The sequence below is a fragment of the Pseudomonas khorasanensis genome, assembly GCF_014268505.2.
GTDB classification, from domain to species: Bacteria; Pseudomonadota; Gammaproteobacteria; order Pseudomonadales; family Pseudomonadaceae; genus Aquipseudomonas; species Aquipseudomonas khorasanensis.
In genome coordinates this window covers 57,909-78,394 of the sequence record NZ_JABWQP020000007.1, presented here as the reverse complement: position 1 = coordinate 78,394, position 20,486 = coordinate 57,909, and the positions used below count along the sequence as shown (strand labels likewise).

The 20,486-nt window shown below is 56.3% G+C and carries 26 protein-coding genes and 1 tRNA gene; 19 read left to right on the top strand and 8 right to left on the bottom strand.

Annotated elements, in window-relative coordinates; all coding sequences use genetic code 11:
* The first annotated feature begins 54 nt into the window (after positions 1–54).
* Genes HU727_RS16415 through HU727_RS16390 form a run of 6 tightly spaced genes read left to right on the top strand, consistent with a single transcriptional unit; the run spans position 55 to position 6,008 of the window.
* Complete coding sequence (locus HU727_RS16415) at positions 55–1,608, top strand: sugar ABC transporter ATP-binding protein (RefSeq protein WP_186532588.1); 1,554 nt, start codon at positions 55–57, stop codon at positions 1,606–1,608.
* Positions 1,605–2,582 carry an ABC transporter permease gene (locus HU727_RS16410; protein ID WP_186532587.1) on the top strand — a complete coding sequence of 326 codons (978 nt, stop codon included), beginning with the start codon at positions 1,605–1,607 and terminating at the stop codon, positions 2,580–2,582. Before HU727_RS16415 ends, HU727_RS16410 begins: the two co-directional genes overlap by 4 nt.
* Before the next feature lie 3 nt (positions 2,583–2,585).
* Positions 2,586–3,605 (top strand): LacI family DNA-binding transcriptional regulator, encoded by a 1,020-nt coding sequence (locus tag HU727_RS16405; RefSeq protein ID WP_186532586.1) that lies wholly within the window; start codon positions 2,586–2,588, stop codon positions 3,603–3,605.
* A 24-nt stretch (positions 3,606–3,629) separates the two neighbouring features.
* Positions 3,630–4,547 (top strand): ribokinase, encoded by a 918-nt coding sequence (rbsK, locus tag HU727_RS16400; protein ID WP_186532585.1) that lies wholly within the window; start codon positions 3,630–3,632, stop codon positions 4,545–4,547.
* Complete coding sequence (rbsD, locus tag HU727_RS16395; RefSeq protein WP_186532584.1) at positions 4,544–4,948, top strand: D-ribose pyranase; 405 nt, start codon at positions 4,544–4,546, stop codon at positions 4,946–4,948. The genes rbsK and rbsD overlap by 4 nt, the downstream gene beginning before the upstream one ends.
* Before the next feature lie 31 nt (positions 4,949–4,979).
* Entirely contained in the window at positions 4,980–6,008 is a 1,029-nt protein-coding gene (locus tag HU727_RS16390) for a nucleoside hydrolase (protein WP_186532583.1), read from the top strand.
* 33 nt (positions 6,009–6,041) lie between these two features.
* Here HU727_RS16390 and HU727_RS16385 read toward each other — a convergent pair whose 3' ends face one another.
* Positions 6,042–6,242 carry a hypothetical protein gene (locus tag HU727_RS16385; protein ID WP_186532582.1) on the bottom strand — a complete coding sequence of 67 codons (201 nt, stop codon included), beginning with the start codon at positions 6,240–6,242 and terminating at the stop codon, positions 6,042–6,044.
* Positions 6,243–6,371: 129 nt separating this feature from the next.
* Between HU727_RS16385 and HU727_RS16380 the strand changes: the two genes are divergently transcribed.
* Together HU727_RS16380 and HU727_RS16375 are read left to right on the top strand one after the other, a co-directional pair.
* On the top strand, positions 6,372–6,674 hold the full coding sequence (locus tag HU727_RS16380; RefSeq protein ID WP_186532581.1) for a hypothetical protein: 303 nt from the start codon (positions 6,372–6,374) through the stop codon (positions 6,672–6,674).
* A 167-nt stretch (positions 6,675–6,841) separates the two neighbouring features.
* A complete protein-coding gene (locus tag HU727_RS16375) occupies positions 6,842–7,159 on the top strand; it encodes an I78 family peptidase inhibitor (RefSeq protein WP_186532580.1) in 318 nt (105 codons plus the stop codon).
* A 65-nt stretch (positions 7,160–7,224) separates the two neighbouring features.
* Here the strand turns inward: HU727_RS16375 and HU727_RS16370 are convergent, their stop codons facing one another.
* Positions 7,225–7,437 carry a cold-shock protein gene (locus tag HU727_RS16370; RefSeq protein ID WP_047229330.1) on the bottom strand — a complete coding sequence of 71 codons (213 nt, stop codon included), beginning with the start codon at positions 7,435–7,437 and terminating at the stop codon, positions 7,225–7,227.
* A 290-nt stretch (positions 7,438–7,727) separates the two neighbouring features.
* Positions 7,728–8,030, bottom strand: coding sequence for a hypothetical protein (locus tag HU727_RS16365; protein WP_186532579.1), 303 nt, complete (start codon positions 8,028–8,030; stop codon positions 7,728–7,730).
* A gap of 369 nt (positions 8,031–8,399) precedes the next feature.
* Between HU727_RS16365 and thrS the strand changes: the two genes are divergently transcribed.
* The 9 genes from thrS to HU727_RS16320 all read left to right on the top strand — a co-directional run bounded on the left by thrS (position 8,400) and on the right by HU727_RS16320 (position 15,851).
* The gene (thrS, locus tag HU727_RS16360; RefSeq protein ID WP_186532578.1) at positions 8,400–10,322 is read left to right on the top strand and encodes a threonine--tRNA ligase; all 1,923 of its coding nucleotides are present in this window, start codon (positions 8,400–8,402) and stop codon (positions 10,320–10,322) included.
* Positions 10,322–10,873, top strand: coding sequence for a translation initiation factor IF-3 (infC, locus tag HU727_RS16355; protein ID WP_172604547.1), 552 nt, complete (start codon positions 10,322–10,324; stop codon positions 10,871–10,873). The genes thrS and infC overlap by 1 nt, the downstream gene beginning before the upstream one ends.
* Positions 10,874–10,933: 60 nt before the next feature.
* Entirely contained in the window at positions 10,934–11,128 is a 195-nt protein-coding gene (rpmI, locus tag HU727_RS16350; protein WP_002553160.1) for a 50S ribosomal protein L35, read from the top strand.
* Between the two features lie 27 nt (positions 11,129–11,155).
* The gene (rplT, locus tag HU727_RS16345; protein WP_002553161.1) at positions 11,156–11,512 is read left to right on the top strand and encodes a 50S ribosomal protein L20; all 357 of its coding nucleotides are present in this window, start codon (positions 11,156–11,158) and stop codon (positions 11,510–11,512) included.
* Positions 11,513–11,621: 109 nt separating this feature from the next.
* Positions 11,622–12,638: a phenylalanine--tRNA ligase subunit alpha gene (pheS, locus tag HU727_RS16340; protein WP_047300473.1), complete on the top strand. Its 1,017-nt coding sequence runs from the start codon at positions 11,622–11,624 to the stop codon at positions 12,636–12,638.
* Between the two features lie 26 nt (positions 12,639–12,664).
* Positions 12,665–15,043, top strand: coding sequence for a phenylalanine--tRNA ligase subunit beta (gene pheT / locus HU727_RS16335; protein ID WP_186532577.1), 2,379 nt, complete (start codon positions 12,665–12,667; stop codon positions 15,041–15,043).
* A gap of 3 nt (positions 15,044–15,046) precedes the next feature.
* Positions 15,047–15,349, top strand: a complete 303-nt coding sequence (gene ihfA, locus HU727_RS16330; protein ID WP_002553164.1) for an integration host factor subunit alpha — start codon at positions 15,047–15,049, stop codon at positions 15,347–15,349.
* On the top strand, positions 15,330–15,686 hold the full coding sequence (locus tag HU727_RS16325) for a MerR family transcriptional regulator (protein WP_003179985.1): 357 nt from the start codon (positions 15,330–15,332) through the stop codon (positions 15,684–15,686). Before ihfA ends, HU727_RS16325 begins: the two co-directional genes overlap by 20 nt.
* A gap of 88 nt (positions 15,687–15,774) precedes the next feature.
* A tRNA-Pro gene (locus tag HU727_RS16320) sits at positions 15,775–15,851 on the top strand.
* A gap of 79 nt (positions 15,852–15,930) precedes the next feature.
* Here HU727_RS16320 and HU727_RS16315 read toward each other — a convergent pair.
* From HU727_RS16315 to HU727_RS16310, 3 genes are read right to left on the bottom strand one after another with little or no spacing between them, the layout of a single operon-like run.
* On the bottom strand, positions 15,931–17,082 hold the full coding sequence (locus HU727_RS16315; RefSeq protein WP_189673815.1) for a tyrosine-type recombinase/integrase: 1,152 nt from the start codon (positions 17,080–17,082) through the stop codon (positions 15,931–15,933).
* Positions 16,983–17,399 carry a hypothetical protein gene (locus tag HU727_RS25755; RefSeq protein WP_189673824.1) on the bottom strand — a complete coding sequence of 139 codons (417 nt, stop codon included), beginning with the start codon at positions 17,397–17,399 and terminating at the stop codon, positions 16,983–16,985. Before HU727_RS25755 ends, HU727_RS16315 begins: the two co-directional genes overlap by 100 nt.
* Positions 17,400–17,443: 44 nt before the next feature.
* Positions 17,444–17,878 (bottom strand): hypothetical protein, encoded by a 435-nt coding sequence (locus tag HU727_RS16310; protein WP_186532575.1) that lies wholly within the window; start codon positions 17,876–17,878, stop codon positions 17,444–17,446.
* A 72-nt stretch (positions 17,879–17,950) separates the two neighbouring features.
* On the opposite strand from HU727_RS16310, the gene HU727_RS16305 reads away from it, so the two are divergent.
* Complete coding sequence (locus tag HU727_RS16305) at positions 17,951–18,094, top strand: hypothetical protein (RefSeq protein WP_186532574.1); 144 nt, start codon at positions 17,951–17,953, stop codon at positions 18,092–18,094.
* Between the two features lie 55 nt (positions 18,095–18,149).
* On the opposite strand, the gene HU727_RS16300 is transcribed toward HU727_RS16305, so the two are convergent.
* Entirely contained in the window at positions 18,150–18,377 is a 228-nt protein-coding gene (locus HU727_RS16300) for a hypothetical protein (RefSeq protein WP_186532573.1), read from the bottom strand.
* Positions 18,378–18,870: 493 nt separating this feature from the next.
* Between HU727_RS16300 and HU727_RS16295 the strand changes: the two genes are divergently transcribed.
* On the top strand, positions 18,871–19,203 hold the full coding sequence (locus tag HU727_RS16295) for a hypothetical protein (RefSeq protein WP_186532572.1): 333 nt from the start codon (positions 18,871–18,873) through the stop codon (positions 19,201–19,203).
* Between the two features lie 110 nt (positions 19,204–19,313).
* Here the strand turns inward: HU727_RS16295 and HU727_RS16290 are convergent, their stop codons facing one another.
* Positions 19,314–20,384 carry an acyltransferase family protein gene (locus HU727_RS16290; RefSeq protein ID WP_186532571.1) on the bottom strand — a complete coding sequence of 357 codons (1,071 nt, stop codon included), beginning with the start codon at positions 20,382–20,384 and terminating at the stop codon, positions 19,314–19,316.
* Between the last annotated feature and the right edge of the window lie 102 nt (positions 20,385–20,486).

Sequence of the window (20,486 nt, the reverse complement as noted above, 5' to 3'; positions counted from 1 at the left end):
TCATCTGGCGACACAATGGCGCTCGCCCATTCGGGTGAGCGCATGGAGATTTCTATGTCAGTTTCCGCCCCGAACGCTGTCCTCTCGGTCAGCGGTATCGGCAAGACCTATGCGCAACCGGTGCTCACTGGCATCGATCTGACGCTGATGCGCGGTGAAGTGCTGGCGCTGACCGGTGAGAATGGTGCCGGTAAAAGTACTCTGTCGAAAATCATCGGTGGTCTGGTTACGCCCACTGCTGGCCAGATGCAATTTCAGGGCAAGGATTATTGCCCGGGCAGTCGTACCCAGGCCGAAGATCTTGGCGTGCGCATGGTCATGCAAGAACTCAATCTGCTGCCGACGCTGTCGGTGGCGGAAAACCTGTTTCTCGACAATCTGCCCAGCAGTGCTGGCTGGATCAGCCGCAAGCAACTGCGCAAGGCAGCGATCGAAGCCATGGCGCAAGTGGGCCTCGACGCAATCGATCCAGATACGCTGGTTGGCGAGTTGGGCATCGGTCATCAACAGATGGTCGAAATCGCGCGCAACCTGATCGGCGATTGCCACGTTCTGATCCTCGATGAGCCAACCGCGATGCTCACGGCACGCGAGGTCGAAATGCTCTTCGAGCAGATCACGCGATTGCAGGCTCGTGGCGTTTCCATCATTTATATCTCTCACCGCCTCGAAGAATTGGCACGGGTGGCGCAGCGTATTGCCGTGCTGCGTGACGGCAATCTGGTGTGCATCGAGCCGATGGCCAACTACAACAGCGAGCAACTGGTCACCTTGATGGTCGGCCGCGAACTGGGCGAACACATCGACATGGGGCCGCGCAAGATCGGCGCACCGGCCCTGACGGTTCAGGGACTGACGCGTTCGGACAAAGTCAGCGATGTCTCGTTCGAAGTGCGTGCCGGGGAAATCTTTGGCATCTCCGGACTGATCGGGGCAGGGCGTACGGAGTTATTACGGCTGATCTTCGGTGCCGACGTTGCTGACAGCGGAACCATCGCCCTCGGCTCGCCGGCGCAGGTGGTAAGCGTGCGCTCGCCTGCCGATGCTGTGCGTCATGGCATTGCCCTGATCACCGAAGACCGCAAGGGCGAAGGTCTACTGCTCAGTCAATCGATCAGCGCCAACATCGCGCTGGGCAATATGCCGGAAATTTCCAGCGGCGGTTTCGTCAACAATGCCGACGAGATTTCCCTGGCACAGCGCCAGATCGAGGCCATGCGCATCCGCAGTTCCAGTCCGACGCAATTGGTGTCAGAGCTGTCCGGCGGTAATCAGCAGAAGGTAGTGATTGGCCGCTGGCTGGAGCGCGATTGTTCCGTGCTGTTGTTCGACGAGCCCACGCGCGGCATCGATGTCGGGGCCAAGTTCGATATTTACGGTTTGCTCGGCGAATTGACCCGTCAGGGCAAGGCGTTGGTCGTGGTGTCCAGTGACCTGCGCGAGCTGATGCTGATCTGCGACCGGATCGGCGTGCTGTCAGCGGGGCGCCTGATCGACACCTTCGAGCGCGACAGCTGGACTCAGGATGATTTGCTTGCCGCCGCATTCGCCGGCTACCAAAAACGTGATGCGTTGCTCAACGAAGCGGCGCCTAGGGATCTCCCATGAAAATTGCATCTTCCGCCGGTAAACGTAGTGGCAACTTCTACGGCCTGGGCACCTATCTGGGCCTGGCCGGTGCCTTGCTGGCGATGATTGCGCTGTTCTCGGTCCTGAGCAGCCATTTCCTGTCGTATAACACCTTCAGCACCCTGGCCAACCAGATTCCCGACCTGATGGTTCTGGCGGTGGGCATGACCTTCGTGCTCATTATCGGTGGCATCGATCTTTCCGTAGGGTCGGTGTTGGCGCTGGCAGCGTCGACGGTCAGCGTTGCCATTCTGGGCTGGGGCTGGAGCGTCTTGCCGGCGGCCTTGCTCGGCATGGCGGTGGCGGCATTGGCTGGCACGATCACCGGGTCGATTACCGTGGCGTGGCGAATTCCGTCGTTCATTGTTTCCCTCGGCGTGCTGGAAATGGCTCGGGGTGTGGCTTATCAGATGACCGGATCGCGTACCGCCTACATTGGCGATGCGTTCGGCTGGCTGTCGAATCCGATCGCGTTTGGTATTTCCCCATCGTTCATTATTGCTTTGCTTGTGATCTTCATTGCGCAGGCGGTTTTGACTCGTACTGTTTTCGGTCGTTATCTGATCGGCATCGGCACCAATGAAGAAGCGGTGCGTCTGGCGGGGATCAACCCCAAGCCTTACAAGATTCTGGTGTTCAGCCTGATGGGATTGTTGGCGGGTATCGCTGCGCTGTTCCAGATTTCCCGTCTGGAAGCGGCGGATCCCAACGCCGGTTCCGGCCTCGAACTGCAAGTGATCGCGGCCGTGGTGATTGGCGGCACCAGCCTGATGGGCGGGCGCGGTTCGGTGATCAGTACGTTCTTTGGTGTGTTGATCATTTCCGTGCTGGCGGCCGGTCTCGCACAGATTGGTGCAACAGAGCCGACCAAGCGCATCATCACCGGTGCGGTGATCGTCATTGCCGTGGTGCTCGACACCTATCGCAGTCAACGCGCCAGTCGACGGGGCTGAACCATGGCAACCATCAAGGATGTAGCGGCACTCGCGGGCATTTCCTACACGACCGTGTCGCACGTGGTGAACAACTCCCGGCCGGTCAGCCAGGAAGTTCGCCTGAAAGTCGAAGCCGCGATCAAAAGCCTCGACTACGTGCCAAGTGCTGTCGCGCGCTCATTGAAAGCCAAGACCACCGCCACCATCGGCTTGCTGGTGCCCAACAGCCTCAACCCGTACTTTGCGGAGCTGGCGCGGGGAATCGAGGATTACTGCGAGCGTAACGGCTATTGCGTGATCCTTTGCAACTCCGATGACAACCCTGAAAAGCAGCGCAGCTATCTGCGCGTGCTGCTGGAAAAGCGCATCGACGGACTCATCGTCGCCTCGGCTGGCGGTGACACTGGTCTGGCCGAGGGATTGGCCGGGGTGAAAACGCCGATGGTGATTGTCGACCGTGGCCTGGAAGGTGTGAACGCTGATCTGGTGCGCATCGACCACGAGTACGGCGCTTATCTGGCGACGCGTCACCTGCTCGAGTTGGGGCATCGAGACATCGCCACTATTGGCGGGCCAGCGGGTACCAGCGTGGCCCAGATGCGTCAGGCCGGGTACTGCCGGGCGCTGAAAGAGGCAGGCATCGAGGTGCGCGAGGCGCGCATGCTGGAAAGCGATTTCACCAGCACTGGCGGTTACAACGCCGCTGCCCGGCTGCTCGAAAGCAATCCGCCCAGCGCGATTTTTGCCGGTAACGACATGATTGGCATCGGCGTGCTGCGCGCAGCGGCCGAACGCAACGTGCGGGTACCGGCCGAGCTGTCGGTGATCGGCTTCGACGACATTCAGATGAGCCGATATGTGTATCCGGCGCTGACCACAGTCGGCCAATCGATCCTGCAGCTGGGCGAGATGGCGGCCGAAGTGCTGTTGCGAAGAATCGCATCGCCAGATTCAGGCACCGATCAACGCATCGTGACCCCGAGCATTGTGCTGCGCGAATCGACCGCGCCGCTGTCCGGCGTGTTCACCGAATATCGCTGAAACCGAATTGATGAGTAGTGATGTATGACCGCAAATGTAGTGGTAATTGGCAGTCTGAATATGGACCTGGTCACCCGCGCGCCGCGGCTGCCCCGTGGCGGTGAAACACTGATCGGACATTCCTTTGCCACCGTGTCTGGGGGCAAGGGCGCAAATCAGGCGGTTGCTGCTGCGCGGCTGGGTGCGCGGGTGTCCATGGTCGGCTGTGTAGGCAGTGACGACTATGGCGTGCAATTGCGCGACGCATTAAAGGCCGAGCAAATCGACTGCCAGGCGGTGAGCGCGGTTGAAGGCTCCAGTGGCGTAGCGCTGATCGTCGTTGATGACGACAGCCAGAATGCAATCGTGATTGTCGCCGGCGCGAATGGTGCGCTGACCCCAGCGGTGGTCGAGCGCTTTGATGCGGTGTTGCAGGGTGCAGATGTGGTGATCTGCCAGCTCGAGATTCCGGATGCGACGGTCGGCCATGCGCTCAAGCGTGCGCGAGCGCTGGGCAAAACGGTGATTCTCAACCCGGCGCCAGCCAGTCGGCCCTTGCCGGCGGACTGGTTCGCCGCCATCGATTACCTGATTCCCAACGAAAGCGAGGCGGCTGCACTGAGCGGCGTAACAGTCGACTCGCTGCAGACGGCTGAGAACGCCGCCACTCAACTGATTGCCATGGGCGCGGGCAAAGTCATCGTCACCCTCGGTGCGCAGGGCTCGTTGTTTGCCAATGGAACGGGCTTCGAGCATTTTCCTGCGCCGGCAGTAAAGGCTGTCGATACCACCGCGGCCGGTGACACTTTCGTTGGCGGTTTTGCCGCTGCCCTGGCCAGCGGCAAATCTGAAGCTGAAGCCATTCGCTACGGTCAGATCGCCGCTGCGCTGTCAGTCACCCGCGCTGGGGCGCAGCCGTCCATCCCAACAATGTCCGAAGTACAGGCGTTCAAACTCGCATGAAAAAGACTCCGTTGCTCAACGTCGCGCTGTCGCGGCTGATCGCATCTCTGGGCCATGGTGACATGGTGGTAATTGGTGACGCCGGCCTGCCGGTGCCGCCGGGAGTCGAATTGATCGACCTGGCGCTGACTCATGGCATTCCTGATTTCGTCAGCACGCTGAACGTCGTGCTCAGCGAAATGCAGGTGGAAAGCCATGTACTGGCCAAGGAAATTTTCGACAAAGAACCGACGGCGCTGACCAATCTCGACGCGTTGAACGAGGAGGGGGCGCTGGGGCGTAGGGATTTGCTCACCCACGAGCAGTTCAAAGTACTCAGCCGACAAGCCAAGGCGATCATTCGTACGGGAGAATGTCAGCCGTACTGCAACATCGTACTCGTCGCCGGGGTTACATTCTGATCTTCGATTTCACCTGCACAAGGAATGCGCCATGCAACGTTATGCTGAAAAACTCCATCAATTGATCCGGAGCCTGCTGCTTTTGTCCGTGATAACCGCGACCGGCGCTCAGGCGGCCGAAAAAATCGACCTGATCATCGACACCGATCCGGGCGCTGACGATGTGGTCGCCCTGCTGTTTGCCCTGGCGTCGCCGGATGAATTGAATATCCGGGCCCTGACGACCGTCGCCGGCAACGTGCGTCTGGACAAGACTTCACGCAACGCGCGGCTGGCTCGCGAATGGGCAGGGCGCGAAGATGTGCCGGTTTATGCCGGTGCGCCCAAACCGCTGATGCGCACGCCCATCTACGCCGAGAACATTCATGGCAAGGAAGGCTTGTCAGGTGTCACGGTTCACGAGCCGAAGAAAGGCCTGGCGAAAGGCAATGCGGTCAACTATCTGATCGATACCCTGAAAAGCGCCAAACCGCACAGCATCACCATTGCCATGCTCGGTCCGCAGACCAACCTGGCACTGGCGCTGATCCAGGAGCCCGAGATTGTCCAGGGCATCAAGGAAGTGGTGATCATGGGTGGAGCGCACTTCAATGGCGGCAACATCACTCCGGTGGCTGAATTCAACTTGTTCGCGGATCCTCAGGCCGCTGAAGTGGTGCTCAAGAGCGGCGTGAAGCTGACTTACCTGCCGCTGGACGTGACGCACAAGATCCTCACCAGCGATGCCCGCCTCAAGCAGATTGCTGCGCTGAACAACAATGCGAGCAAAATTGTCGGCGACATTCTCAACGAGTACATCAAAGGCGATATGGAGCACTACGGCATTCCTGGCGGGCCAGTGCACGACGCGACCGTTGTCGCTTATCTGCTCAAGCCAGAGCTGTTCACGGGCCGGCCGGTCAACGTTGTAGTCGATAGCCGGGAAGGGCCGACTTTCGGGCAGACCATTGTTGACTGGTACGACGGCCTCAAGGCACCGAAAAATGCGTTCTGGGTGGAAAACGGCGACGCCCAGGGTTTCTTCGATCTGCTGACCGAGCGATTGAAGCGTCTGAAGTAAGCAATCAGCCCGCAGGTACCCACCTGCGGGTTCTCATTGTGCCGGTTCGGCCTGCCCGCTCAGGTGTCGCTCGAAAACTCGATTGATAAAATCCTGTGCCGCTTCTATCCCCAGTTCTCTGACCAACAAATCGATGCCGATCAACGCCAGTTCTTCCGGCGTGCCCGGGCTGTAGGAACTGTGCCCGTCCACCCATTTGGCTTTGATGTCGGCATCGATGTATACGCTGGTCATGGGAGGCTCGAAAGGTCGGGAAGTCTGAGTTCGAGTTAACCATTTTGCGCGGTATTTGGCACTGCGACTTAGGCATGAGCGGAGCGCTATGCGACACTTGGTCTTTTCGGCTTTCCAGGGACCTCCGCTGTGCAGATCGATCTGAAAACCCCCGACGGCCTGACACTCGAGGCTGTGCGTCAACTCCTCGCCTCGGCCAGCGACGACGAACACACCCAATTGCGCGTGACCAGAGACGGCATTGCCTATCTGTCCAGCGTGACCGGTGGGCAGGACATCGACGGTTTGTCGTTTCGCCTCGAAACGTGGGCGAAGGGCTCGGGCTATGTGGGCAATGTCGCAGCCAGTGACGAAGTCTGGGTGACCCAGATCTTTAACGCGCTCAAAGACAACTGGCCAAACCCGCCGTTTGACTACATCGACGTTTATTGAGCGCCGTTAATATCCAGTCACGATTGAGTGATGAGCCCTGAGCGCAGCTCAGGCACACTCGGCGTTTTTCTGTTCGTGGGGCAGGGCCATGGCGTTGGCCGTGAAACCAAACGCCGCATTGGCGGTCGCACGATCTCTGCTTAAACATTTGAAAACAAGGAGGCTTCATGCCTTTGAAGTTCGCGACACTGGGTGCACTTATGGCCGCTGCTCTGTTGGCCGGTTGCAGCACAACTTCCAGCGAGTCGGCAAAGGATCCCGTGGCCGCTGAATCCACAAGTAGCCGCTGCGAAGCATTGGCAGCGCAGTTTGCCATCGGCAAGAAAGCATCCCCTGAATTGCTCGATCAGGCGCGTGCCAAGGCTGGAGCGCAAAATGCTCGCTTCCTGAAGCCTACCGATATGATCACTCTGGAATACCGCTCCGACCGTTTGAACCTGAACACCGACAACAATCTGGTCGTCACTCGCGTCAACTGCGGCTGATCGTTTTTGTGTCAGGCATAAAAAACCCCGTCACCTGGACGGGGTTTTTTTAGCGCGCCGAGAAATTACTCTGGGCGAACCTGTGCAGCTTGCATACCCTTTTGGCCTTTCTCAGCCACGAAAGAGACGGTCTGGCCTTCTTTCAGGCTTTTGAAACCGTCGGATTCGATAGCTTTGAAGTGTACGAACAGGTCGTCACCGCCACCTGTAGGAGTGATGAAGCCGAAGCCTTTTTCATCGTTGAACCATTTAACGGTGCCGGTTTGGCGATTAGACATGGTGTATCTCCAAGAAACATATATTTTCAGTAGTACTGTGCTGCTCAGGCCAACTGGGCACACCGGGGTATCATAGTCGAAATGTTCGATTTGGGAGCCCCCCGGACGTGCTGTTTGCCAATCAGTCGTGTTTTCTTTATCACCTCTTTGCGCTGAAAGCCCCGGTTTGAAAGGGCTGCAGCGAAACGTAAAGGCGATAAAAAAACCTGTAAAACTTGCATAAATCGTCCAAAAACGCTCAATTCGAGCACTTTTCTCTGGCCTTTACCGGACAATCACGGCCGGTTTTTTTACTTTTTAGCCGGAGGATTTGCCTTGCATTTGGCGATCTGGCCGAGCGCTTTCTGCTGGAGCTCGGGGGTTGCCTTGTTGTCCATCAGCGCCTGAATATCGCTGGCCGGATAGGACTTGATGGCGTCGGCACCGCAAGCACAGTGGGATTTCGCCGCAGCAGCACCGATTTGCTGGGTGGCTGCCTGGGTGCACTGGGTCATGTACTTCTCGCGCTCGCCTTTCGGCCAGTCGGCATGGGCGCTCAGTGGCAGCAGCAGAACGACGGGGGCGACGACGGCGAATAAGCTTTTCAGACGCATGCGAGGATGCTCCTTGTGGGTCAATGTCTTGTTATCTGAGGGCGCAAGGGCCTATCAAGTTCAGCACTCTGGCATAAAAATGGACGATCCGCCTTGTGCTAAATCAGGGCGTAAGCGACCGCTCATCTGTGCTAGCATGCCGGGCTCAAGCGTTCTCAGGCGCCGATGACCTTCAGTCCCGGTGCGGTCGGCGTGCGAATATTCCCGATTTGAATCCCAGTCACTCTGGTTCGGTTTTCCGGTTGGCCGCAAGGCTCCTGCCGCTGTAAGGCAGGCGTTCGTCATTGAATGGCCTGGATCGGATCTTGTACTGGCTCATCCCAACCCACGTGACCTTTGGTAGGGGTCACCACTAGGAGAGGAGGCGCCATGCCAACTATTACTCTTCCCGACGGCAGTCAACGTTCATTCGATCACCCGGTTTCCGTAGCTGAGGTCGCCGCATCCATTGGTGCAGGTCTGGCCAAAGCCACACTGGCCGGCAAGGTCAATGGCCAACTGGTCGACGCCAGCGACATCATCAGCAGCGACGCGACCCTGCAAATCATTACGCCAAAGGATGAAGAGGGGCTGGAGATCATTCGCCACTCCTGCGCTCACCTGGTCGGTCATGCGGTCAAGCAGTTGTACCCGACTGCGAAGATGGTGATCGGGCCGGTCATCGACGAAGGCTTCTATTACGACATCGCCTATGAGCGTCCTTTCACGCCGGAAGACATGGCCGCCATCGAGCAGCGCATGCAGCAGCTGATCGAGAAGGATTACGACGTCGTCAAGAAAGTCACTCCGCGCGCCGAAGTGATCGAAGTGTTCAAGGCCCGCGGCGAAGACTACAAGCTGCGTCTGGTCGAGGACATGCCGAACGAGCAGGCCATGGGTCTGTACTATCACGAAGAATACGTCGACATGTGCCGCGGCCCGCACGTGCCGAACACGCGTTTCCTGAAATCCTTCAAGCTGACCAAGCTGTCGGGCGCCTACTGGCGTGGCGACGCCAAGAACGAGCAACTGCAGCGCGTTTACGGCACCGCGTGGGCAGACAAGAAGCAGCTGGCGGCTTATATCCAGCGCATCGAAGAAGCTGAAAAGCGCGATCACCGCAAGATCGGCAAGCGTCTAGGCCTGTTCCACACCCAGGAAGAATCCCCGGGCATGGTGTTCTGGCACCCGAACGGCTGGACCTTGTACCAGGTGCTCGAGCAGTACATGCGCAAGATCCAGCGCGACAACGGCTATCTTGAGATCAAGACTCCTCAAGTCGTTGATCGCAGCCTATGGGAAAAATCCGGGCACTGGGCCAACTACGCCGACAATATGTTCACCACCCAGTCGGAAAATCGCGACTACGCTATCAAGCCGATGAACTGCCCATGCCACGTGCAGGTGTTCAATCAGGGCCTGAAGAGCTACCGCGAGTTGCCGATGCGTCTGGCCGAGTTCGGTGCCTGCCACCGTAACGAGCCATCGGGTGCGTTGCACGGCATCATGCGCGTACGAGCGTTCACTCAGGACGACGCGCACATCTTCTGCACCGAAGAGCAGATGCAGGCCGAATCCGCTGCTTTCATCAAGCTGACCATGGATGTTTATCGCGATTTCGGTTTCACCGACGTCGAGATGAAGCTGTCCACTCGTCCGGAAAAACGCGTCGGTTCAGACGAGTTATGGGATCGCGCTGAGGCCGCATTGGCTGCAGCCCTTGATTCAGCGGGCCTGCCGTACGATCTGCAGCCGGGCGAGGGCGCGTTCTATGGTCCGAAGATCGAATTCTCGCTGAAAGATTGCCTCGGTCGGGTGTGGCAGTGTGGTACCTTGCAGCTCGATTTTAACCTGCCTGTCCGTTTGGGCGCTGAATATGTCTCTGAAGACAACAGCCGCAAACACCCAGTGATGTTGCACCGTGCGATCCTCGGCTCGTTCGAGCGTTTCGTCGGGATTCTGATTGAGCACTACGAAGGTGCCTTCCCTGCGTGGCTCGCGCCGACCCAGGCAGTGATCATGAATATCACTGATAAACAGGCAGATTTTGTTGCTGAAGTTGAAAAAACTCTCAACGAAAGCGGTTTTCGTGCCAAGTCCGACTTGAGAAATGAAAAGATCGGCTTTAAAATCCGCGAGCATACTTTGCTCAAGGTTCCCTATCTTTTGGTTATCGGAGATAAGGAAGTCGAGATGCAGACTGTCGCTGTGCGTACTCGTGAAGGTGCTGACCTGGGCTCGATGCCCGTCGCCCAGTTCGCTGAGTTTCTCGCGCAAGCGGTTTCCCGGCGTGGTCGCCCAGATTCGGAGTAATTATTATTAAGCGTGAAATGAGACAAGATAAACGAGCTGCACCGAAAGCCCCGATCAACGAGAATATCTCGGCACGCGAGGTTCGGTTAATTGGCGCTGATGGCGAGCAGATTGGCATCGTCTCGATTGATGAAGCGCTACGTATCGCTGAAGAAGCAAAGCTTGATCTGGTGGAAATCTCCGCAGACGCAGTCCCACCGGTTTGCCGGGTGATGGACTACGGCAAGTCGATCTTCGAGAAGAAGAAGCAGGTTGCCGCGGCGAAGAAGAACCAGAAGCAGATTCAGGTTAAAGAAATCAAGTTTCGTCCAGGGACGGAGGAAGGGGATTACCAGGTAAAACTGCGCAACCTGGTACGTTTCCTGAGTGATGGGGACAGGGCCAAGGTATCCTTGCGATTCCGCGGCCGTGAGATGGCCCACCAGGAGCTGGGGATGGAACTCCTCAAGCGGGTTGAAGCTGACCTGCTCGAGTACGGTTCGGTCGAACAGCATCCTAAGATGGAAGGACGCCAGCTGATCATGGTCATCGCCCCGAAAAAGAAGAAGTAATCAACAGGGCACGGCAGGCCTTCTGATTATGTTTATCAACTGAATGCGGAGTATCCGAACATGCCAAAAATGAAAACCAAAAGTGGTGCTGCCAAGCGGTTTCTGAAAACTGCTAACGGCATCAAGCACAAGCACGCTTTCAAGAGCCACATCCTGACTAAAATGTCGACCAAGCGTAAGCGTCAACTGCGCGGTAGCAGCTTGCTGCATCCGTCTGACGTGGCAAAAGTCGAGCGCATGCTGCGCCTTCGTTAATTTAGTCAAGAATAGAGGAAGTAACTCATGGCTCGTGTAAAGCGTGGCGTCATTGCCCGTAAGCGTCACAAAAAAATTCTGAAACTTGCTAAAGGCTACTACGGCGCACGCTCCCGCGTATTCCGTGTTGCCAAGCAAGCGGTAATCAAGGCAGGCCAATACGCCTACCGTGACCGTCGTCAGAAAAAACGTCAGTTCCGCGCTCTGTGGATCGCTCGTATCAATGCTGGTGCTCGTGTTAACGGTCTGTCCTACAGCCGTTTCATCGCTGGCCTGAAAAAAGCGTCCATCGAGATCGACCGTAAGGTTCTGGCTGATCTGGCAGTGAACGAAAAAGCGGCGTTTGCTGCGATTGTCGAGAAAGCTAAAGCCACCTTGGCTTAAGTACCCCCGACAGTCACCCGGCCTCACCTCTGTGGGGTCAGGTGTTAAACGTCATAAATAGGGGAAGAGCCTTCAAGCTCTTCCCCTATTTTGTATCTGGAGTCTGTACATGGAAAACCTGGATGCGCTGGTCTCTCAAGCACTAGAGGCCGTGCAAAGCGCTGAAGATATCAATGCCCTGGAGCAAATCCGGGTTCAGTACCTTGGCAAAAAGGGCGAATTGACTCAGGTGATGAAGACCCTGGGGAATCTGCCGGCAGAGGAGCGTCCGCAAGTTGGCGCCCTGATCAACGTTGCCAAGGAGCGTGTTACAGGCGTTCTCAACGCGCGCATGGCGCTGTTTGAAGAAGCCGAACTGGCTGCCAAACTGTCTGCCGAATCCATCGATGTGACGTTGCCGGGCCGTGGCCAGACCTCCGGTGGTCTGCATCCGGTTACCCGGACTCTGGAGCGTGTCGAGCAGTTTTTCACCCGCATCGGCTACGGCATTGCCGAAGGCCCCGAGGTTGAAGACGACTATCACAACTTTGAAGCGCTCAACATCCCAGGCCATCACCCGGCCCGGTCGATGCATGACACCTTCTATTTCAACGCCAGCATGTTGCTGCGCACCCATACCTCGCCGGTACAGGTCCGCACCATGGAATCGAAGCAGCCGCCGATCCGCATCGTCTGCCCAGGTCGCGTGTATCGCAGCGATTCCGATATTACCCACTCGCCGATGTTCCACCAGGTCGAAGGCCTGCTGGTTGATCGCGACATCAATTTTGCCGATCTCAAAGGCACCATCGAAGAATTCCTGCGGGTGTTCTTCGAAAAAGAGCTGGCCGTACGTTTCCGTCCTTCGTACTTCCCGTTCACCGAGCCATCCGCCGAAGTCGACATGGAATGCGTGATGTGCAGCGGTAAAGGCTGCCGCGTGTGCAAGCAGACCGGCTGGCTGGAAGTGATGGGCTGCGGCATGGTGCACCCGAACGTGTTGCGCATGTCCGGCATCGATCCGGAAGAGTTTTCCGGCTTTGCCTTCGGCATGGGCGTCGAGCGTCTGGCCATGCTCCGTTACGGCGTGAACGATTTGCGTCTGTTCTTCGACAACGACTTGCGGTTCCTCGCGCAATTTCGCTAGTCGTAACGAATTCTTAGGAGAGCAGGATGAAATTCAGTGAACAATGGCTGCGTGGCTGGGTTAGCCCGCAGGTAGATCGTGACGAGCTGGTTGCTCGTCTGTCGATGGCCGGTCTTGAGGTCGATAGCGTTACGCCGGCCGCCGGCGTATTCAGTGGCGTGGTCGTGGGCGAGGTGCTGAGCACCGAGCAGCACCCCGATGCCGACAAGTTGCGTGTGTGCCAGGTGAGCAATGGCGCGGAAACCTTCCAGGTCGTGTGCGGAGCGCCAAACGTGCGTCCGGGCCTGAAGATCCCGTTCGCCATGATCGGCGCTGAACTGCCAGGCGACTTCAAAATCAAGAAAGCCAAGCTGCGCGGCGTCGAGTCCAACGGCATGCTCTGCTCGCAAGCCGAGCTGCAGGTCGGTGAAGGCAACGACGGTCTGATGGAGCTGCCGGCCGATGCGCCGGTCGGCGAAGACTTCCGTGTGTACCTGGACCTGGAAGACGCTAGCATCGAGGTCGACCTGACTCCGAACCGTGGCGACTGCCTGTCGCTGGCGGGTCTTGCCCGTGAAGTCGGTGCGCTGTATGCCGCTCCGGTTACTCGCCCGGTGGTTGCAGCCGTTCCAGCCGTGCACGATGAAGTACGCTCGGTAGAAGTGCTGGCGCCTGCCGCCTGCCCGCGCTACCTGGGTCGCGTTATCCGTAACGTTGACCTGTCGAAGCCGACTCCGTTGTGGATGGTTGAGCGTCTGCGTCGCGCCGACGTGCGCAGCATCGACGCCGCGGTAGACATCACCAACTACGTGATGCTCGAACTGGGTCAACCGTTGCATGCTTTCGATCTCGCCGAAATCAATGGCGGCATCCGTGTGCGCATGGCAGAAGAAGGCGAAAAGCTGGTTCTGCTCGACGGCCAGGAAGTCTCTCTGCGCAGCGACACCCTGGTAATTGCCGACCACACTCGCGCACTGGCGATCGCCGGTGTTATGGGCGGCGAGCACAGCGGTGTATCCGCGACCACGCGTGATGTGTTCCTGGAGTCTGCATTCTTCGACCAGATCGCTGTCGCAGGCAAGGCTCGGTCCTACGGTCTGCATACCGATGCATCGCACCGCTATGAACGTGGCGTGGACTGGCAGCTGGCCCGTGAAGCCATGGAGCGCGCCACCGGCCTGCTGCTGGAAATCACCGGCGGCCAAGCCGGCCCGATCATCGAGACCGTCAGCGAGCAACATCTACCGTCGATCGCGCCGATCACTTTGCGTTCGCAACGCATTACACAGATGCTCGGCATGGAAATGGATTCGGCACAGGTTGAGCGTCTGCTCAGCGCCCTGGGTCTGAACATTACCGCAGACGGAGCAGGGCAGTGGCGCGTAGAAGTGCCAAGCCATCGCTTCGATATCAGCCTGGAAGTCGATCTGATCGAAGAGCTGGCTCGTCTGTACGGCTACAACCGTCTGCCGGTCCGTTACCCGCAGGCGCGTCTGGCACCTCAGGCCAAGGCCGAAGCGCGCAGCGATCTGCCGGAACTGCGCCGTCTGCTGGTGGCTCGTGGTTATCAGGAAGCGATCACCTACAGTTTCATCGATCCGCGACAGTTCGAACTCTTCAATCCGGGCGTCGAACCGCTATTGCTGGCCAATCCGATCTCCAATGACATGGCGGCGATGCGTTCCTCGCTGTGGCCGGGTCTGGTCAAGGCGCTGCAGCACAACCTCAACCGTCAGCAGGATCGTGTCCGTCTGTTCGAAAGCGGCTTGCGTTTTGTCGGTCAACTGGACGGTCTGAAGCAGGAGCCGATGTTGTCTGGTGTTGTCTGTGGCAGCCGCTTGCCGGAAGGCTGGGCGCAAGGTCGCGACACCGTCGACTTCTTCGACGTCAAGGCTGACGTGGAAGCCGTGCTCGGCTTCGCGGGCGCGCTGGATTCGTTCACGTTCGCACCGGGCAAGCACCCGGCGTTGCATCCGGGTCAAACCGCACGCATCGAGCGCGAAGGCCGTGAAGTGGGCTTTATCGGCGCGATCCACCCTGAATTGTCGAAAACTCTGGGCCTTGATCGTCCGGTGTTCGTTTTCGAGCTGGTTCTGGCGGAAGTGGCGCTTGGTAAAATGCCTAAATTCCACGAGTTGTCGCGCTTTCCTGAAGTGCGTCGTGACCTTGCATTGATTGCGCATAAAGACGTCGCAGCCTCGGCTGTACTGGATGTAATCCGTGAAAATGCAGGCGAATGGCTCACAGAGCTCAGGCTGTTTGACGTGTATCAGGGTAAAGGTATTGATCCTGATAGAAAAAGCCTTGCAGTTGGCTTGACCTGGCAGCATCCATCGCGCACTCTTAATGACGATGAGGTGAATTCGACGACGCAAAATATCCTCACCTCGCTCGAACAAAGGTTGAACGCCACGTTAAGGAAGTGACGTATGGGGGCTTTGACGAAAGCTGAGATGGCGGAACGTCTGTATGAAGAGCTGGGCCTGAACAAGCGGGAAGCCAAGGAATTGGTCGAACTGTTTTTTGAAGAAATCAGGCACGCTCTTGAAGACAACGAGCAGGTCAAATTGTCCGGTTTTGGCAATTTCGACCTTCGGGACAAACGCCAGCGGCCTGGCCGCAACCCGAAAACGGGGGAAGAAATCCCGATCACGGCTCGCCGTGTGGTCACCTTTCGTCCAGGGCAGAAGTTGAAGGCCCGAGTTGAGGCTTATGCTGGAACCAAGTCATAACGACGAACTACCCGTCATCCCGGGCAAACGCTACTTCACCATCGGTGAAGTCAGCGAGCTGTGTGCCGTAAAGCCACACGTGCTGCGCTATTGGGAGCAGGAGTTTCCTCAACTCAACCCCGTCAAACGCCGCGGAAACCGCCGGTATTATCAGCGCCAGGACGTGCTGATGATCCGGCAGATCCGCGCGCTTCTTTACGATCAGGGTTTCACCATCGGCGGAGCGCGCCTGCGTTTATCCGGCGATGAAGCCAAAGACGACACCACTCAGTACAAGCAGATGATTCGGCAGATGATTGCCGAGCTGGAAGACGTTCTGGTGGTACTCAAGAAATAAAAAGCTTCGTTTGAATACTTCCAGTTTTCAAATGCTTGCGCTATATTCTTGAGCGCTCTTCGAAGTGGAGAGCAGATGCAAAATCAGTCGGGGCGTAGCGCAGTCCGGTAGCGCACTAGCATGGGGTGCTAGGGGTCGAGTGTTCGAATCACTCCGTCCCGACCATATATTTCAATGACTTAGGCCAATGTTCACAGCATTGGCCTTTTTCATGCGCGTGACATTTGCGTGACTTCTCCATTTCTCACGCCTGCTTCCTCTTCAAGATTGTCAGCACAGGCCCACGCGAATCGGTTGCTGATACCATGTTTGCAGCCTCAATCAGATGCCCGAGCTCAGCGCCCGAATAGTGACTGGTGATGCTGCCGTTCTTGTGGCCGAGCAGCGCTTTGCGATCCTCCTCAGTCACGCCAGCAGCACGCAGCCTTCTCCCAAAGGTGTGCTTCAAGTCGTGAATTCGGATTCTGGCAAAGCCGTCATGTGCCGGCCGCAAGAATTTCTCCTGCCATTTCTTCGCCGCCCGGATCCGCGCCTTCTTCCAGGCCGAGTCATTCATGCGGTGAACCGTCGTTTCATTCCCATCACCATCTGGCTTGCCAAACGGGAAAACGTAGAGCGGATGTTTGCCGCGCTGCTTCTCGATCACTGACTTGGCAACGTCATTCATCACGACCAGACGCTCGTCTCGGTTCTTCACGCCAGACCTGGCACTCCTTCCCCCAAATCCCGCCGGTATCAGGAACACGCTCGTTCCCAGCTCAGGTACCGCAATCTCCCAATTCCACTGAAGCTTGCAGACTTCCTGCTCCCGGCAACCTGTATTGACCTTGAACATCGCCATGGTCTGAAGGTGCGCCGGGAGTTCGGCGAACAGGATCGACTGCTCTTCCCATGAAAGCGGGTAAGGCTTTCGGCTGTTCGTCTTCTCGTCCAGCAGGGAAATCATTGGCACCACGTCCAGCAGCGGCCGGCGCTCCTGGTCACGCCACTTGCGCGCGCAGAGGTTCAACACACGGATGACCCGCTGGAGCGCGATATTCACTGTCCGGTTCGTGACCGGCTTACTTACCGCAGGATTTAGCTTCGACTTGATGTATGGCGCGAGCGCATCGTCATCGATGTGGGTCAGCGGCATGTCACCAATAAACGGGTCGAGCTGCTCCATATAAGTGGCCGAGATGTGTATAGAGGCCTGATCCTTGACCTCAAGGAGGAAGCGAGTCGCCGCCTCCCGCCACGTCCTGACCCGCCGGACGCCGTACACCTTCTGCTGGCGTAACTGCTCCAGCTTGTGGATCAGGTACTGCTCTGCTTCGGCGCGGTTACAAGTGCCAGTACTCTCTTGAATTCGTTCTCCTCTGTACTTTTTGTCGATCTTCCAGATGCCGTTCGGCATTTGCTGGAGGCCGGTGATTGCTTTTTGGGCCACGGCGTTGCTCCTTTCTTCTTGCCCTGGCGCTCGCTGCGAGGGCGATTGTTGTCCTGAGTGGCGGCCTTTTCAATTGCCATCGACTCGATGTAGCGGTCGGCCCACTCGTCCAACTCGAGACGGTCGAAACCGATCCCCTGTTTCCCGATCGGGAATTCGCGGACGTTCGGGCGAACCGTTTTGTTGAATTCGTCCCGGCACATGCCGAGGTAGCCGTATGCCTCGCCGGCGCGAATGAAGCGCGGGAGGATGGGCGCGACCTGAGCCGCGCTGCGATTTGACATAGGGGTGCTCCATGCCGCGCGTGGCGACAGAGGGTGGTGATGGGTTATTCGTCGTCATCCAGATCGGGGTCGTCATCGCCGTCATGGCTGACACTGATCGGTAATTTGCCGAGGCGTTCCAGGGCGAGTACAAGCCCGATCCGCAATCCTTTAGCCATGTCTTTTGTCAGGGCGATCTCGACGGGGTCCTCGATGCCGAGTTGGAGCGTTACGCCTTCCTTTGCGTTGTCGCTGATAATCTGCAACTGGTCGGCCTGCCGCTTATGCCAAGCCAGTAACGACTGGATCATTTCGCCGACGTCCTGCGGGGCGTTGACCGATCCTTCAAGCGCATGGGTTACGAGCTTCTGCAGTTCCACCTTTTCTTCTTCTGCGCGCTCAAGCTGATCGTCTGCGGCGAACGGCCCGCCAACCATTGACCAGCTGCTGGCGAACACCTGGGCCTGGTCCATGATGGCTTTGATATTTTTCTCAGACATGCGAATTCCTCGCCCGCCGCACACCGGCAGGCATTGTGATTTAATGAGAGATATTCTTAAGGAGAGGTTGCTATGGAGAAGGCGTTTCGAAATCCGTTGTTTCTAACTGGGCTACCGATGGCTGTTTGCGGTTTTGCCATTACCGCGCCTGCCTTTTGGATTCCCGGCTTGGTTTTGATGGTGTGCGGATGGGCCAAGGCGAAAAAGCAAGCCTGAGGTAATCACCGCGGCCCCTAGTAGCAGTACACGTAGGCGAACCAGGCAAGGGCGATCATGGCGTCACCTCGGTCAATTGCCATTTGGTGTTGTTCATTTGGGAGTGATCAGAGCGCACCAGCCTGGCTTTCTCCATCCGTTCGAGTTCCTTTCGGATTGCTCGCGTGCCGAGCGCGCCATGATCGATGTGGTGTCTAAACCACCAAGCGCAGAACCAGCCCCCGACCGACATGCTCTGCTTGCACATGTACGCGGTAATGTCTTCACGCAGCTTGTTGCTCATCCGATCACCGCCTTTATGGTCAGTATCAATGGAAGCCAGAAGAAGAGGGTGCAGCCGAGTAAGCACTTGGTGATCATGGCGTCACACTCCCGAAGTTGAGTTTGTTTCTGAGGTTCGCGGCAGCAATAGCGGCGGAAGGCACGTCGCTGTAATTGATTGCCGACAAAGAGAAGTTTCTGAAAGGAGACGGCTCTTGGCAGCATGCTGGGCTTGGCATGGGTCAGACCTGGACAGATGTCACGTCAAGCCGAGCCCTCACCACTGGGTACACGAACTCAACGAATCGTTCGATTGCCGTATCAGGGTGGGTAGTGCAGGGCACGGCCGGCTTTCTTTCGTGCATCGTGGGTTCGCTGACAATCCTCAGACTTACAACCTCTGCTACAGGGGTCAATACCTTGAACTTTTCTTTCATTGTGCCGCCCGGGACTACATATGCAGTTTCGATCACCAGCGGCACGGCGACGCTTGGCGCCTGGATGGAGTTGCGATGATGAAGTATTTCAAAAACGCTGAAGGGATGGTTTATGCCTACGAATCCGATGGAAGTCAGGATGAATACATCCTCCCCGACCTGATCCCGATGTCGGATAGCGAAGTGCAGGCACACCTGAATCCATCGCCCGACGATGTGACCTTAGAGACAGAGTGGCGAACAGAGGAAATGGCATTCATCGCCAACAACCTGCTTTACATCGAGGACGAGAACGATCTGGCCACCGCGCCGCTTGTTCTTCGCGACTGGCGCAACTACCGTAAGGCAGTGATGGCGTGGGGAATAAATAATCCTGATTATTCCCACAGTCGCCCCTTTAGACCCTCCTGAAAATCCATCCCATTTAATTACGCTCGATTGCTGCTTTTAAAAGCAGGGCGGGTTGTTGCAGGCAATCCTTTGTGTGTGTCTGATTTATGGGTGAGCATCCATCTGACGCTTTATGAAGCTACACTTGTGTTTGGTCTCTTGGCTTGGCTACCAAATTTGTTCATGGCATGGTGCTTTGTAATGTGGTTTTTGATAGGTAGCACCGCGTAATAGGAAAAGCCGAGCATTGCAGTTGTAAAGACTACAGCCGAGAAGCCACTGAAAATATTTAGGCTTAGGCCTATAGTTGTTGCGCTAGCTGACAAAATAGATTTGGTGATTGTTTCTGTTCCGCATAGAGTTAGCGTGTCTTTTCCCAAGGTATTAACCATTGGGATTCCAGAGATTGCATTAGCTATAAAGAAGTGGAATATGATGATTAGCATCACTATGCCAATGTTGAATAAAGTTCGGAATATAAGCGGCATTGGGATGTCTAGTGTTTTTAGTGGGTATCCAATTCCCTTTATAAAAACCACGGAGCATAGTGCCGATAGTAGGAGGAAAATAACGATTCCTATAGGGTTTGTTGAGGAGATCGCCCAGTTGGTCGTTTTTATTTTATCTATCGATAACCAACCCAAGCAATAGAATATTATGTAGTAAAGGGCGCTATCTATGTTGAGCCATAGAACAGGCTGAGACATTGGGAAAAAATTCAATGAGTATAAGTTAACCGTGAGATAAGCTAATATTATTAGCGGTATAATGTATTTTTTTGGACTTAAACTTTGTAGGAGTCTGAATATTATTGATGTGATAAATATGCACGGTAAAAACCAAAGTGCCGGGGCGTAAATGGTGTGGTCTCTAACCCCTAGCGCTGCATCGGTAAGATAGCCCATAAGGTTTGTGAATTCAGAGCTGTCCGGTGTTGATAGAATGTATAAAAAAATTGAAATTGCTGAGTAAATGAAATAGGGAATCATTAGCTGTCTAAATTTGGCAGCGATAAAAGGCAATATTTTTTTGTTTTTTCCTGACTCGGCGAAGCAGCCTGATATAAAAAAGAATAATGCAACGTGAAAGGTGAAGACGAATGTATATATTTTTCCGGCTGGCGGTCCCATATGTCCTAGATAAATGTAAAATATTCCAACGAATTTTAAAGCATCTATCCACTCAATGCGTTCTTGTCGCATTTGTTATTCCTATTAGAGTTTCGCTGTAGGATGATTGTATCCTGCTATTATCTGAATATACCGCCCTCGATACAATTCATTTCGACGCCCTAATCAGCCCGC